The organism is Ferrovibrio sp. GW821-FHT12E11 (assembly GCF_058806975.1).
In genome coordinates this window covers 2969044-2982717 of record NZ_JBXAQG010000001.1, presented here as the reverse complement: position 1 = coordinate 2982717, position 13674 = coordinate 2969044, and the positions used below count along the sequence as shown (strand labels likewise).

Below are 13674 nucleotides of genomic sequence, written 5' to 3'. Positions count from 1 at the left end.
ACGGTCTACTCCGCGGCAACGGCTGTGGAGGTCCGGCGGCGCACCGGCGCGCCAACCCGCAAACGGCGGTCGCTGAGCGAGAGGAAACCGCCCAACGCCATGACCAGCGCGCCGAGCCAGATCCAGGATACCAGTGGCTTCCAGTACAGCCGCACGGCCCAGCCGCGCTCGGCATCGCCCTCACCCACGACGGCATAGAGATCGGCCAGCGGCGAGGAGTGAATGGCAGCCTCGGTGGTTTCCATCGGCGGCTGCTGATAGCGGCGCTGCGCCGGCAGCATCTCGCGCATCACCACTCCACCCGAAAGCACGATGAAACGCCCCTGCATCGCCGTATAGTTAGGGCCCTTCACCGGCACGACGCCTTCGAAGCGGTACTGCACCGGGCCCACGGTGGCGATTTCGCCGGGCTTCATCACCTGCTGCACTTCGACCTGCCAGGCCTCGGATACCGTGATGCCGAGCACCAGAAGCGCAACACCCAGATGCGCCACCGTCATGCCCCAGGCAGCACGCGGCAGGCCCCGGGCGCGCCGCAGACTCTCAGCAAAGGGCGTGGAAAAAAGCTTGATGCGTAAAGCCATCTCGCAAAACACCCCGATACCGAGCCAGGCCACCAGGCTCAAACCCAGCAAAGCCATAAAGCTGCGGCCGTCTTTCAGGTAAAACCCGATACCCAGCGCAACCAGAACGGCTATGGCAGCCGGCAACAGACGGGACAGTGCTGCCGCCAGATCGCCGCGCTTCCAGGCTAGCAGCGGACCAATAGCAATGGCCGCCACCAGCGGCGCGGTGAGCGGTACAAAAACTGCGTTGAAATATTGCGGACCGACCGAAACCTTGGCGCCGCTGATGGCATCGAGCGCCAGCGGATAGAGCGTGCCGAGCAGCACGGCGGCGCACGCGACAGCGAGCAGCAGGTTGTTCAGCAGCAACGCGCCTTCGCGGCTCAAAGGGGCAAAGACCCCGGTTGCCTGCAGCGCCGGACCGCGCCACGCATACAGCACCAGGCTACCGCCAACCACGATGGCCAGAAAGATCAGGATGAAAACGCCGCGCGTAGGGTCAGTGGCGAAGGCGTGCACCGAGTTGATCACGCCGGACCGGACCAGAAAGGTGCCGAGCAGGCTGAGCGAGAACGTGAGGATGGCCAGCAGCACCGTCCAGCTTTTCAGGGTGTCGCGCTTTTCCACCACCACGGCGGAATGCAGCAAGGCCGTACCGGCGAGCCAGGGCATGAAGGAGGCGTTTTCCACCGGGTCCCAGAACCACCAGCCGCCCCAGCCCAGCTCGTAATAGGCCCACCATGATCCAAGCGCGATGCCGATGGTGAGGAAGCACCAGGCCGCCAGCGTCCAGGGCCGCACCCAGCGCGCCCAGGCTGGATCAACGCGACCCTCGATCAAGGCCGCAACGGCAAAAGAGAACGCCACCGAGAAACCGACATATCCGAGATAGAGAAACGGCGGATGAAACGCGAGACCCGGATCCTGCAGCAGCGGATTGAGGCCGCGGCCTTCCAGCGGCGCCGGCAGCAGACGCGCGAACGGATTGGAGGTGAAGAGAATGAAGCTCAGGAACCCAACACCGATCAGCCCCTGAATGCTGAGGACACGAGCCTTCAGTGTGGCCGGCAGATTGCGGCCGAACAGCGCAACGGCGGCGCCAAAGATCACCAAGATCAGAATCCAGAGCAGCAGTGAGCCTTCATGATTGCCCCAGACGCCGCTGACTTTGTAGAGCATCGGCTTCAGCGTGTGCGAATTCTCGGCAACGTTCAGGACCGAGAAATCGGAGGTGACGTAGGCATAGGTCAGGCAGCCGAAAGCAAAAGCGACCAGCGCCGCCTGCCCCATCGCCGCCTGCGACGCCATGGCAATCCAGCCCGGAATGGCGCGCGCAGCACCGATCAAGGGGAGCAGGCCCTGCACCAGCGCCAGACAGAGCGCCAGGATCAGCGCGATATGACCCAGTTCAGGAATCATGAGCCGGGCTTGCGCTCGGGCGCATGGCCTTGGCCGTCATTCCACTGGCCTGACTTCTTCAGCGCATCGGCCACTTCAGGCGGCATGTATTTTTCATCGTGCTTGGCCAGCACTTCGGAGGCGATAAAGCGGCCCTGCCCGTCGAGTCTGCCATTCGCCACCACACCCTGCCCCTCGCGGAACAAGTCGGGCAGGATGCCGGTGTAGCGGACGCTCACACTGTGACGGAGGTCGGTCACGACAAAATCGGTCACCAGGCCATCCTTCTTCACGCTGTCCTGCAGGACCAACCCGCCGATGCGGAACCGTTTGTCAGCCGGCAGCTGCTTTTCCACCACATCGGACGGCGAATGGAAAAACACCAGATTGTCGTTGAAGGCGGTCAGCACCAGGGCGGTGGCAACGCCGAGACCGCCGACCAGACCGAGCACCGCCATCAGGCGCTTCTGTTTACGGGTCACGGCCGGCTTCCTGACGGGCCTCGGCATGCTCGCGCTCGGCAGCCTTCATGGCGACAAAACTCTGCAGTGCCAGCGCGAGCAGCAGGAGCAGCGCCACGGCAAAGGCGGGCCAGATAAAGGCGGCATGACCACCCATGGCCAGAAAATCGCCCAGCGAAGCCCAATACACGATGTAACCCTTTGTTTCCCTTGGCCCCTGCGGCCAGACCAGCGGAAAATACCGCTTAACGCCCCCGGCTGCTAGCCGGCGCGGCGATCGGTCGCGGTCGCAAAGCGCAGGATACGCGCCTGACGGCTGAGGATTTCCGCCCTGACCCGCAGGCTGAGCAGCCAGACGTAATAGCCTTTCGCCCCCAACGCGGTCAGCACCAGCGGCCAGAGGATGTCGGGGTGGATTTTCGGCCCTGCCAGGGTAAGCACGCTGGCGGGCTGGTGCAGGGTGTTCCACCAGTCGACGGAAAACTTGATGATCGGCAGGTTTATGGCGCCCACCAGCGCCAGAATGGCGGCGGCGCGGCCGGCCCGCGCGGGGTCGTCGAAGGCTTCCCAGAGGGCGATGTAGCCCAGGTAGAGGAAGAACAGGATCAGCATGGAGGTGAGCCGCGCATCCCAGACCCACCAGGTGCCCCACATCGGCTTGCCCCAGAGCGAGCCGGTGATCAGACAAATAATCGTGAAGGCCGCGCCAACCGGCGCGGAAGCCTTGGCCACCAGTTCGGCGACCGGATGGCGCCAGATCAGCGTGACAGCCGAGGCCACGGCCATGGCGGCATAAATGAACATCGCCATCCAGGCGGCGGGGACATGGATATACATGATCCGCACCGTTTCGCCCTGCTGGTAATCCGGCGGCGAATAGAGCAGGCCCCAGCCCAGGCCACTGGCCAGCCCGGCGACAGCAATCGCTGCCACCCAGGGGCGGATCGCGGCCATCAGGCGCAGGAAGCGGGCGGGGTTGGCGAGCACGTGCAGCATGGGCTGAGTTTATAGGGCGAGGGTCATTCCAAGGCCAGCTTGATCGCGCCGGCGATGGCGAAGGGACTGAGCGCCAGCGCTCCAGCCAGGAAGGCGCCCAGCAGCAGCAGATGCGGCGTGGCCGACAGACCATAAGCGCTGGCCTCCACGGCGCCGACACCGAAGATCAGCACGGGTATCACCAACGGCAGGGTCAGCAGTGGCACCAGCACGGCCCCCCGCCGCGCGCCCAGGGTCAGGGCCGCGCCAATGGCGCCGATCAGGCTGAGGGATGGCGTGCCAAGCAACAGTCCCAGCAACAGGACCGGAATGGCTGCAGGCTCCATCTGCAGAAGCAGGGCCAGCACCGGCGCCATGAGGCTCAATGGCAGTCCGGTGGTGAGCCAATGCGCCAGTGTCTTGGCCAGGACCATCAGGCCGAGCGGCAATGGCACCTGCGCCAGCAGATCGAGGGTGCCGTCTTCCTGATCGGTCTGGAACAGGCGATCGAGCGACAGCATAGCCGCCAGCAGCGCCGCCACCCAGATCACGCCAGCTGCGATCCGCGCCAGAATCTGCGGTTCCGGACCGACACCGAGCGGAAACAGGCTCACGGCCAGGACGAAGAACAGCAGGGTGGTCAGCATCGCGCCCTGAGCACCGAAACCCAGTCGCAGGTCGCGCATCACGATGGCGAGGAAGGCGGTCATGCCAGGATGCCTTCCGGCAGATCGAGCTGCCTGGCATCGGGCAGTGGCACGGCAACATGACTGGCCAGCAGAACCAGACCGCCACGCTCGCGGTGCGCCGCCAGCACAGCGCCAAGCCAGCCGACGGCCTTGCTGTCGAGTGCATTGGTCGGCTCGTCGAGCAACCACAGAGGCGCCGGCGTGAGCAGCAGGCGCGCCAGCGCCAGGCGGCGCTTCTGTCCTGCCGAAAGATAACGGCCCGGCAGGCGACGCTGACGTCCCAGATCCGCAACCTCCAGAGCCTTATCCGCCTGCTCCACCGCCGCCTCGCCCCGCACACCCTGCAGGCGTGCGAAGAAGACAAGGTTCTCCAAGACCGTCAGCTGCGGTTTCACCGCATCCTGGTGGCCGAGATAAAACAGGCGCGCACGATGGGCCTCTCCATCCTCGGCAACGGACCGGCCATCCCACAGGATGCTGCCGGCGGCGGGCTCAAGGAAGCCGGAGAGCAGTCGGAGCAGACTCGATTTGCCGCTGCCATTCGGGCCATGCAACAGCAGCGCCTCGCCAGCCGCGAGGCGGAAATTCAGATTCTGAAAAAGCTGACGCTCGCCGCGGATGCAGGCGAGCCCTTCGACCGCCAACGCCATGATGGGCGGAGTTTAGCCGTTTCCCGCGCTTACTGGTAGGTACGCAGATCGGCAATCACCTTGCCGTCGTTGGGCAGACTGCCAATGGCAACCACTTCAACCTGGCCTCGCAGCTTGCAGATCGTCTGCAGCGTCTCTGCGACAGCACCCGCCAGGACCTCCTTGCCGCCGGTGACCTCCACCTTCAGCACCATGACATCCTGGTTATTCTGCGAACTGACTTCCAGCCGCAGCCTGGCGATGCCGGGATGCCGCACCATCACCTGGGCGATCTGCCCCGGCGTGACGAACATGCCCTTCACCTTGGTGGTCTGGTCGGCACGACCCATCCATCCCTTGATCCGCGTATTGGTACGGCCACACGGGCTGATGCCCGGCAGGACGGCAGAAAGGTCGCCAGTGGCAAAACGGATCAGCGGATAAACCATATTCCCGAGGACCGTGACCACCACCTCGCCTACCTCACCCGGTGCCACCGGATCACCGGTGCCGGGACGCACGATCTCGACGATCACATCCTCGTCCAGGATCATGCCTTCCATAGCGAACGACTCATAAGCAACAAGGCCAAGTTCAGCCGTGCCATAGGATTGCAGGACATCGACACCAAGCGCCTTCAGTTCAGCGCGCAGGCTCGGCGGCAGGGCTTCGCCACCGACCAGGCCTTTTTTCAAAGCGGTCGCCGGTTTGCCAAGCTCCCGGCTTTTTTCCAGCAGGATTTTCAGGAAAGACGGTGTGCCGGTATAGACGCGCGGCTGAAGCTGCGCGATGGCATCGAGTTGCAGTTCGGTATTGCCCACGCCGGCCGGGAAGACCGGACAGCCCATGGATGCCGCCGAACTTTCGGTCAGCCGGCCGGCCGGCGTCAGGTGATAGGAAAAGGTATTGTGCACCAGATTGCCAGGGCGGCAGCCTGCGGCCCAGAGCGCGCGCGCAAAGCGGAACGGGTCCTTCACCTTGGCCGTCGGATGCGGATAAGCCTCGTAGAGCGGGCCAGGCGACTGGAAGTAATTGGCGATCTCGCCCGGTTTACCCGCCTCAAGGCCACCCAGTGGCGGCCTGGACTTCTGGCGCGGCGCCAGATCGGATTTGCGGGTGACGGGCAGCTTGGCCAGCGCCTCAAGCGACGTCAGCTTGGCCGGCTTCGCGTCTTTCAGAATCTCACGGTAGTAGAGGCTGTTCTTTTTGGCATGGGCCACCAGAACCTGCAGAGCCGCCAGTTGCGCCTTCAGGCGCGCGGCCGGCTTACGGGTCTCGCGCTTGTCGAAATACTCATCGGCCCGGACCCTGGGTCTCGCGGCCTTTTTGACAGCCTTCTTCGCTATACGCGCCACACATGTCTCCTGCGTGTATGAGGATCAGGCCAGCCAGCGCTTGCGGCGGCGATAATGCTTGGTATCGCGGAAGCTCATGCGGCCACCGACGCCGAGACCAAGATAGAATTCCTTCACATCGGAATTTTCGCGCAGTTTCTCGGCCGGGCCATCCATGACGATGCGGCCATTTTCCAGAATATAGCCGTAATCGGCATAGCGCAGAGCCATATTGGTGTTCTGCTCGGCCACCAGGAAGCTGACCCCGGTTTCCTTGTTCAGCTTGTGGACGATCTCGAAAATCTCTTCCACCAACTGCGGCGCCAGACCCATCGAGGGTTCATCGAGCAGGATGGTATCGGGCTTGCTCATCAGCGCGCGGCCGATGGCCGTCATCTGCTGTTCGCCACCGGAGGTGTAACCGGCAACCGACTTGCGGCGCACCTTCAGGCGCGGGAAATACGAATAGACCATCTCCAGGTCACGATCGATCGCCTTGGTGCCGTCGCCACGGGTATAGGCGCCAGTCAGCAGGTTTTCCTCAATGGTCAGGTGGGCAAAGCAATGGCGGCCCTCCATCACCTGGATCAGGCCCTTCTTGACGAGCGTAGACGGATTGAGCTGGTCGATCCGCTCGCCGTGATAATCGATCTGGCCCTTGGTGATATCGCCGCGCTCGGCGCGCAACAGATTGGAAATCGCTTTCAGTGTGGTGGTCTTGCCGGCGCCATTGGCACCCAGCAAGGCAACAATGCCGCCCTTGGGCAGCTGCAGCGACACGCCCTTCAGCACCAGAATAACGTGATTGTAAATGACTTCTATGTTGCTGACGGTCAGCAACGGCGCAGCAGGGATCTGAACGGTCATCTGGCTGTCTCTTGCGAAAGGGATGAAGTAATCCCCGCCGGCAAAGCCGGCGGGGATCAGCGTCAGACGATCAGGACTTAGCGCAGGAGCGCGACGGGATGTTCTTCTCGCGCTGATACTGTTCGGCACCAGCGAGATAAAGCGGCATCAGCTTCTGGTTCTCAGGCGCGAGCCAGTCACTGACGGTCTTCCATTTGTCGCCCTCCCACTGGACGATCAGCATCTTGCCGTCACCCTGGTGATTGTCGCAGGAGATCTTGATCGGCTGGATCAGGCCTTTCAGGCCCAGTTTCGCCAGTTTGTCATCGGTGAGGTTGATATTCTCAAAACCCCAACGCGACTGTTCGCCATCCATCACCTTGTTGCCATACTGCGCCTGCGCTGCACGCAGGGCCTCAGTGGTGAACATGGCATTCAGGATGCCGCGCACATAGCCGATCTCGCCCAGATGCTTGCCGCCCTGGCTGGCAAGGCCTTTGTCAACCAGACGGGTCTTGATCTGCTTGAGCACTTCCAGATCGCGATCCGCACTGTGGAAAGTCAGACCGCGGAAGCCCTTGGCCGCCGGACCGGCCGCCTGCACGTCACTGTCCTGCGAGGTGTACCAGCCGCCGAGAATCTTCTCGCGCGGGAAGTTCACTGCCGCCGCTTCCTTCAGCGACACGGCATTCATCGCACCCCAGCCGGTCAGGAACACGAAATCCGGACGCATCTGGCGAACCTGCAGCCAGATCGACTTCTGCTCCAGACCTGGCGCCGGTACCGGCACCAGTTCAAGCTGGAAGCCCAGCTCCTGGGCATAATTCTGCAGAACCGGGTTCGGCTCCTTGCCATAGGGAATGTCGATAAAGACATGGGCAATCTTCTTGCCCTTCAGCTTGTCCTTGCCGCCGGCTTCCTTGGCGAAGAACTGAATGGCAGCCGACGCACCCGACCAGTAGGTGACCGGGGCGTTGAATACCCAGGGGAAGATATTGCCGACCATGGCCGAGGCGCGACCGTAGGCCATCGAGAAGATCACCGACTTGTCGGTCGGCGCGCGGTCGATCAGGGCGTAGGTGATGCCGGTCGAATACGGGCTGAAAATGGTGCCGCCCTGCGCCTTGAGACGCTCGTAGCATTCGACGCCGCGCTCGGTGTTATACTGGGTCTCACATTCCTCGACCTTCAACTTGACGCCGTTGAGGCCACCATCACGGTTGTTCAGCAACGCGATGTAATCAGCGAAGCCGTCTGCCGTGGGCGTACCGCTCGGCGCGAAGGGGCCGGTCCGGTACACCATCGAAGGGATCAATTGCTCCTGCGCCGAAGCCGCATAGCTGGCCCCGAGCAGAGTTGCGCCCGCCAGAATGGCGAGGCCCCAATGTTTCGCACGCATCGTTATTCCTCCCGTTTGTCCCATCCCATTCCGGGTGGGTTGGTTGAAGCCTAACACGCAGTAACGACCCGACAAAGCCGGGTTTTGACGCACACTCAATACGGAAACGGCCAAGCGCGCAGCTTTTCCTTGGCGATCTGCCACAGCCTGGCCAGGCCATGCGGCTCGACGATCAGGAAGAACACGATCATGGCGCCGAAGACCATGAACTCGGTATGCGCAATGGCCGCCGTCGACATGTCCAGGCCAATCAGCGGCAGGCCGCGCGTCAGGAAGATCGGCACCAGAAGAATGAAGAAAGCCCCAAGGAAACTGCCCAGGATAGACCCCAGGCCACCGATGATGATCATAAACAGCGCCTGGAAAGACAGATTGATATTGAAACCGTCCGGCTCGGCAGAACCGAGATAGACGAACAGGTACAGCGCCCCGGCAATGCCAATATAGAAGGACGACACGGCGAAGGCCGTGAGCTTGGCGACAATCGGACGAATGCCGATGATCTCAGCGGCAATATCCATGTCGCGGATCGCCATCCATTGTCGTCCCGGGTTGCTACGCACCAGATTCTTGGCGCCCAGGGCCAGTATCGACACAATGCTGAGGGCCAGCAGGTATTTCTCCACCGGCTTGTCGATCACCCAGCCAAACAGGGTCAGGGCTGGCACGGTGATGACGCCGGAGGCATTGTTATTGGTGAACCAGCCAATCTTCACGAACAGCCAGGGCAGGAAGAACTGCGCGGCGAGCGTCGCCACAGCCAGATAAAAGCCTTTGATGCGCAGGCTCGGCAGGCCGAAAATCACGCCAACCAAAGCTGCGATCAGCCCTGCGATCACGAAAACCACCAGCAGGTTCAACTCGGGAACCCGGAAGGCAAGATTCCAAGCCGCCACGGCGCCGACCCCCATGAAGGCGCCGGTGCCCAGCGACACCTGGCCGCAATAGCCGGTGAGAATATTGAGGCCGAGTGCTGCCAGCGCCATGCACAGGAAGGGAATGATCAGCGCCGTATAGAGATAATCGGTGGCGACCAGCGGCACACCCACAAAAGCCGCCAGCATCAGCAGAGCGAAGAAGACGCGATCCTGCGGAATGGTGAAGATCGCCTGATCGGCGGGGTAGCTGGTCTTGAACTGACCGGACTCGCGATACAGCATCTGCTTCCGCCCTTCCTACACGCGCTCGATGATTTTTTCGCCGAACAGGCCCTGCGGACGGATCAGCAGGAAACCCAGCGCGACTACATAGGCAAACCAGTTTTCGATACCGCCGCCGAAGAACGGTCCGATATAGACCTCGGCAAGCTTCTCACCTGCACCGACAATCAGGCCGCCGATAATGGCACCCGGCACCGAGGTGAAGCCGCCCAGGATCAGCACCGGCAGCGCCTTCAGGGCCAGGCCAACGATGGCGGGCTGCATGCCGAGCTTGGAGCCCCACATCACGCCGGCGACCAGGGCGACCATGCCGGCGATGGCCCAGACAATGATCCAGATCACGTTAAGCGGAATCCCGACCGACTGCGCCGCCTGATGATCGTCGGCGACGGCACGCAGGGCGCGACCAATCCGGGTCTTCTGGAACACCACCAGGCTGGCGAGCAGCGTGCCCGCCACCAGTGCGGCCCAGAGATCAAAGGACTGAATGAGGATATCGCCATCCATCAGCAGGATCGGATCGGTGGGAATTCCGATATCCAGCGCCTGCACCCCGGAACCCCAGATCGACTGCCCCAGGCCATCGATAAAGAAGGATACGCCGATGGTGGCCATGAACAGGATGATGCCTTCCTGGTTGACCAGGTGGCGTAACACGATGCGTTCGATCGCAATGGCCAGCAGCAGCATTACACCGAGCGTCAGAATGATGGACAGCCAGATCGGCACGCCCTTCTGCAGGAATCCGACAAAGAACAGACCTGCGAACAGCACCATGGCGCCCTGGGCAAAATTGAAGACCCCCGACGCCTTGAAGATCAGCACAAAGCCAAGAGCCACCAGGGAATACATCACCCCTGCCATCAAGCCGCCGATCAGCACTTCCAGGAAAAAAGCCATGACTCTGCCCGCCCCTAATGCTGCACGCCGAGATAGGCGTCGATGACTTCCTTGTTGTTCTTGATCTCTTCGGGCGTGCCATCGCCGATCTTGCGGCCGTAATCCAGCACCACCACGCGATCCGAGATATCCATCACCACGCCCATGTCGTGCTCGATCAGGCAGATCGTGGTGCCGAATTCATCGTTCACATCCAGAATGAATCGGCACATATCCTGCTTTTCTTCCAGATTCATACCGGCCATCGGCTCATCCAGCAGCAACAGGGTCGGCTCAGCCGCCAGCGCGCGGCCAAGCTCGACGCGCTTCTGCAGGCCATAAGGCAGACGCCCCACCGGCACCTTGCGGATTGCCTCGATTTCCAGGAAATCGATGATCTTCTCGCAGAAGGCGCGATGCTCCACCTGCTCGCGCTCGGCCGGACCCTTGTAGAAGGCCGATGCGAGCAGGCCGGACTTCATCTTCAGGATGCGGCCCGTCATGATGTTGTCCAGCGTCGACATGCCCTTGAACAGCGCGATATTCTGGAAGGTGCGGGCGATACCCTGGCTGGCCGCCTCATACGGACGCATCTGCTTGCGCGGCTGGCCCTTAAAGGTGATGAGACCCTGCTGAGGGTGATAAAAACCGTTGATGCAGTTCAGCATCGACGACTTGCCGGCACCGTTGGGGCCGATGATGGCCAGAACTTCGCGCTCGCGAATCTCGAAGCTGATATTGGTCAGCGCCTTAACACCACCGAAACTGAGAGAAATATTCTCCACCTTCAACATGATATCGCCGATGGTTTTTCCTGCTGCGGTCATGCCGGTCAACCTGCCTTCCGCATCGTGCTGTGGGTCTGCACGTCTTCGATTTTCAGCTTGGCCTTGAAGCTGCCGGTGCGGCCATCCTCGAAGGTGATTTTCGCATCCACCGCAACATCGGGCTGGTCGGAATACAACGCCTCGATCAACGCGCCATACCGTTCAGTGATGGTGCGCCGCCGCACCTTCCGGGTGCGCGTCAGCTCGCCATCATCGGCATCCAGCTCCTTATGCAGGATCAGAAAGCGATGTACCTGGCTGTCGGTCATCGAACTGTCGGAGGCCAGGTCGCGATTGACTTGTTCGATACAGCCCTTCACCAGCGCATAGACCTCCGGCCGGCCGGCCAGATCGGTATATGAAGTATACGGAATAGCCTTACGTTCGGCCCAGGAACCGACCGCCGCCAGATCGATGTTGATGAAGGCGGTGGCATGGTCGCGCTGGTTGCCGAACACCACCGCCTCCTTGATGGCGGGGAAGAATTTCAGCTTGTTCTCGATGAATTTTGGCGCGAACAGTGCGCCGCCGTTGAACCGGCCGACATCCTTGGCGCGATCGATGATGCGCAGATGACCGTTGTCGGTGAATACCCCGGCATCGCCGGTATGGACCCAGCCATCCGCGGTCTTGGTTTCTGCCGTCGCCTCCGGATTCTTGTAATAGCCAACAAAAACACCGGGGCTGCGATACATCACCTCGCCGGTCTTGTCGTCGATATACAGCTCAATGCCCGGCCCCGGCGGACCGACCGTGTCGGCCTTCACATCGGTATCGGTATGCAGGCAAAGGTAAACCGTGCTTTCGGTCTGGCCGTAGAGCTGCTTGAGATTGATGCCAAGCGCGCGGAAAAAATCGAAGATATCCGGCCCTATCGCCTCACCGGCCGTATAGGCCAGCCGTAGACGGCTCAACCCCAGTACGTTCTTGAGCGGGCCATAGACCAGCAGATCGCCAAGCCCGTAAAGAAGCCGGTCGACAAGGCCCGCCGGCCTTTTCTCCAGGATGCCCCGGCCGACCCGTTTGGCGACGGCAATAAAATACCTGAACATCGCCCGCTTGATGGCACCTGCATCCTCCATGCGGATCATCACGGTGGCCAGCAAACCCTCGAAGATGCGCGGCGGAGCGAAGAAATAGGTCGGTCCGATCTCGCGCAGGTCGGTCAACACCGTCTCACCCGATTCCGGACAGTTGACGCAGAATCCGGCGATGAACGCCTCGGCATAGGAAATGAAATTGTCGCCAACCCAGGCCAGCGGCAGGTAGGCCAGAATTTCGTCCGCCTCGTTGATCTTATCGAATCCGATCGCCAGGTTGGCCGAACGCACGACATTGTCGTGGCTCAGCATCACGCCCTTGGGCCGTCCGGTCGTGCCCGAGGTGTAGCAGATCAGCGACAGGTCCTCGCCTTTGCCCTGTTCGATTTCAGCATGCAGGAAGCCCGGATTCTGCTGGCTATAGGCCCGGCCGGACGCAATCACCTTCTCCAGATCATGCAGGAAGGGCTGGTGGTAATGCCGCAGGCCGCGCGGATCGGAAAACAGGATCAGTTCCAGGCGGGGCAGCCGCTCGCGGACAGACAACAGCTTGTCGACCTGCTCCTGGTTTTCGGCCAAGGCAAAACGAACTTCGGCATGCTCGACGACGTATTGCACCTCTTCGGCAACACTGTCCTGGTAAATCGGAACCGGCACGCCACCGAGCGCCTGGATCGCCGCCAGCGTCCAGTACAGCTGCGGGCGGTTATCGCCAATGATCGCCATCTTGTCGCCACGGCGAAAGCCCAAAGCCTTCAGACCGCCGGCAATGGCCTCCACCTGGACAGCCACCTGACCCCAGGTCCAGCTTTGCCAGATACCCAGGTCCTTTTCGCGCATGGCCGGGCGATCGCGGCGATGCTGCGCGTTGTAGGCGAGGAATTTCGGGACAGTGTCACGGCCCAACGGGTCGCGCCCGTCGGGGATTACCGACGTCTCGGACATGTTCGCCTCCTCATACGCGGCGCAGCCGTAGCCATTCACCGTCATTATTCTTCGTTGATAAGGGCACGGACCTTTGCCCGTCAAGGGGTCATGCAGGTTGCCCCCGTGCCACGCCGCCACCCCCTCGGCATTGCCTAAATTTCGACCCCCGTTGAACTTTCTTCCAGCCGAAAGAGCTTGGCAAAGCCATGGTTTTACGGCACCTATTTGCCCATCCAGGGTGGGACCAGCCCGCCCAGACCAGCCTTTCATTTTTGACGTTTCCGCTACGAAAGGATTGCCCCGTGAAAGCCGCGAAGAAGACCAAGCGCAAAGCCGCGAAGGCGAAAGCCCCGGCGAAAGCCAAGGGCAGCAAAAAGGCCGTAAAGGCCAAGAAGGTCGCCAAGTCCGTCAAGAAGCCGGCCAAAAAGGCAATCAAGACGGCCAAGAAGGCCGTTAAGGCCGCGAAAAAGGCGGTGAAGGTCAAGAAAGCGGTGAAGGCGGCCAAGAAGGCTGTTGTTCGCAAGGCTGTTAAGAAAGCCACCAG

At 61.7% G+C, this 13674-nt stretch carries 13 protein-coding genes; all 13 read right to left on the bottom strand.

Going from position 1 to position 13674, the window contains the following annotated elements; translation table 11 throughout:
- Positions 1 to 5: 5 nt before the first annotated feature.
- The 13 genes from AC1ROT_RS14815 to AC1ROT_RS14755 all read right to left on the bottom strand — a co-directional run bounded on the left by AC1ROT_RS14815 (position 6) and on the right by AC1ROT_RS14755 (position 13148).
- Entirely contained in the window at positions 6 to 1985 is a 1980-nt protein-coding gene (locus AC1ROT_RS14815) for a heme lyase CcmF/NrfE family subunit (protein ID WP_492999914.1), read from the bottom strand.
- Positions 1982 to 2446, bottom strand: coding sequence for a cytochrome c maturation protein CcmE (gene ccmE, locus AC1ROT_RS14810; RefSeq protein WP_492971808.1), 465 nt, complete (start codon positions 2444 to 2446; stop codon positions 1982 to 1984). Before ccmE ends, AC1ROT_RS14815 begins: the two co-directional genes overlap by 4 nt.
- Positions 2436 to 2615, bottom strand: coding sequence for a heme exporter protein CcmD (ccmD, locus tag AC1ROT_RS14805; protein WP_492971809.1), 180 nt, complete (start codon positions 2613 to 2615; stop codon positions 2436 to 2438). Before ccmD ends, ccmE begins: the two co-directional genes overlap by 11 nt.
- Positions 2616 to 2686: 71 nt before the next feature.
- Positions 2687 to 3418 carry a heme ABC transporter permease gene (locus AC1ROT_RS14800; protein ID WP_493001165.1) on the bottom strand — a complete coding sequence of 244 codons (732 nt, stop codon included), beginning with the start codon at positions 3416 to 3418 and terminating at the stop codon, positions 2687 to 2689.
- A 26-nt stretch (positions 3419 to 3444) separates the two neighbouring features.
- The gene (gene ccmB, locus AC1ROT_RS14795; protein WP_492971810.1) at positions 3445 to 4110 is read right to left on the bottom strand and encodes a heme exporter protein CcmB; all 666 of its coding nucleotides are present in this window, start codon (positions 4108 to 4110) and stop codon (positions 3445 to 3447) included.
- Positions 4107 to 4739 carry a heme ABC exporter ATP-binding protein CcmA gene (gene ccmA, locus AC1ROT_RS14790; protein ID WP_492971811.1) on the bottom strand — a complete coding sequence of 211 codons (633 nt, stop codon included), beginning with the start codon at positions 4737 to 4739 and terminating at the stop codon, positions 4107 to 4109. The genes ccmB and ccmA overlap by 4 nt, the downstream gene beginning before the upstream one ends.
- 29 nt (positions 4740 to 4768) lie before the next feature.
- Positions 4769 to 6073 (bottom strand): phenylacetate--CoA ligase family protein, encoded by a 1305-nt coding sequence (locus tag AC1ROT_RS14785; protein ID WP_492999913.1) that lies wholly within the window; start codon positions 6071 to 6073, stop codon positions 4769 to 4771.
- A 24-nt stretch (positions 6074 to 6097) separates the two neighbouring features.
- Positions 6098 to 6919, bottom strand: coding sequence for an ABC transporter ATP-binding protein (locus AC1ROT_RS14780; RefSeq protein WP_492971813.1), 822 nt, complete (start codon positions 6917 to 6919; stop codon positions 6098 to 6100).
- A gap of 70 nt (positions 6920 to 6989) precedes the next feature.
- On the bottom strand, positions 6990 to 8297 hold the full coding sequence (locus AC1ROT_RS14775) for an ABC transporter substrate-binding protein (protein WP_492971814.1): 1308 nt from the start codon (positions 8295 to 8297) through the stop codon (positions 6990 to 6992).
- Positions 8298 to 8392: 95 nt separating this feature from the next.
- Positions 8393 to 9457: a branched-chain amino acid ABC transporter permease gene (locus AC1ROT_RS14770; protein ID WP_492999912.1), complete on the bottom strand. Its 1065-nt coding sequence runs from the start codon at positions 9455 to 9457 to the stop codon at positions 8393 to 8395.
- Between the two features lie 15 nt (positions 9458 to 9472).
- The gene (locus tag AC1ROT_RS14765) at positions 9473 to 10357 is read right to left on the bottom strand and encodes a branched-chain amino acid ABC transporter permease (protein WP_492971816.1); all 885 of its coding nucleotides are present in this window, start codon (positions 10355 to 10357) and stop codon (positions 9473 to 9475) included.
- 14 nt (positions 10358 to 10371) lie between these two features.
- Positions 10372 to 11163, bottom strand: coding sequence for an ABC transporter ATP-binding protein (locus AC1ROT_RS14760; protein ID WP_492971817.1), 792 nt, complete (start codon positions 11161 to 11163; stop codon positions 10372 to 10374).
- Positions 11164 to 11168: 5 nt separating this feature from the next.
- Positions 11169 to 13148, bottom strand: coding sequence for an AMP-binding protein (locus AC1ROT_RS14755; RefSeq protein WP_492999910.1), 1980 nt, complete (start codon positions 13146 to 13148; stop codon positions 11169 to 11171).
- Positions 13149 to 13674: the final 526 nt, after the last annotated feature.

Bases quoted from the DNA above. Each gene is read 5' to 3' on its own strand.
- AC1ROT_RS14815 (WP_492999914.1), bottom strand. From the start codon at position 1,985: ATGATTCCTGAACTGGGTCATATCGCGCTGATCCTGGCGCTCTGTCTG.
- ccmB (WP_492971810.1), bottom strand. From the start codon at position 4,110: ATGACCGCCTTCCTCGCCATCGTGATGCGCGACCTGCGACTGGGTTTC.
- ccmA (WP_492971811.1), bottom strand. From the start codon at position 4,739: ATGGCGTTGGCGGTCGAAGGGCTCGCCTGCATCCGCGGCGAGCGTCAG.
- AC1ROT_RS14780 (WP_492971813.1), bottom strand. From the start codon at position 6,919: ATGACCGTTCAGATCCCTGCTGCGCCGTTGCTGACCGTCAGCAACATA.
- AC1ROT_RS14775 (WP_492971814.1), bottom strand. From the start codon at position 8,297: ATGCGTGCGAAACATTGGGGCCTCGCCATTCTGGCGGGCGCAACTCTG.
- AC1ROT_RS14770 (WP_492999912.1), bottom strand. From the start codon at position 9,457: ATGCTGTATCGCGAGTCCGGTCAGTTCAAGACCAGCTACCCCGCCGAT.
- AC1ROT_RS14765 (WP_492971816.1), bottom strand. From the start codon at position 10,357: ATGGCTTTTTTCCTGGAAGTGCTGATCGGCGGCTTGATGGCAGGGGTG.
- AC1ROT_RS14760 (WP_492971817.1), bottom strand. From the start codon at position 11,163: ATGACCGCAGCAGGAAAAACCATCGGCGATATCATGTTGAAGGTGGAG.
- AC1ROT_RS14755 (WP_492999910.1), bottom strand. From the start codon at position 13,148: ATGTCCGAGACGTCGGTAATCCCCGACGGGCGCGACCCGTTGGGCCGT.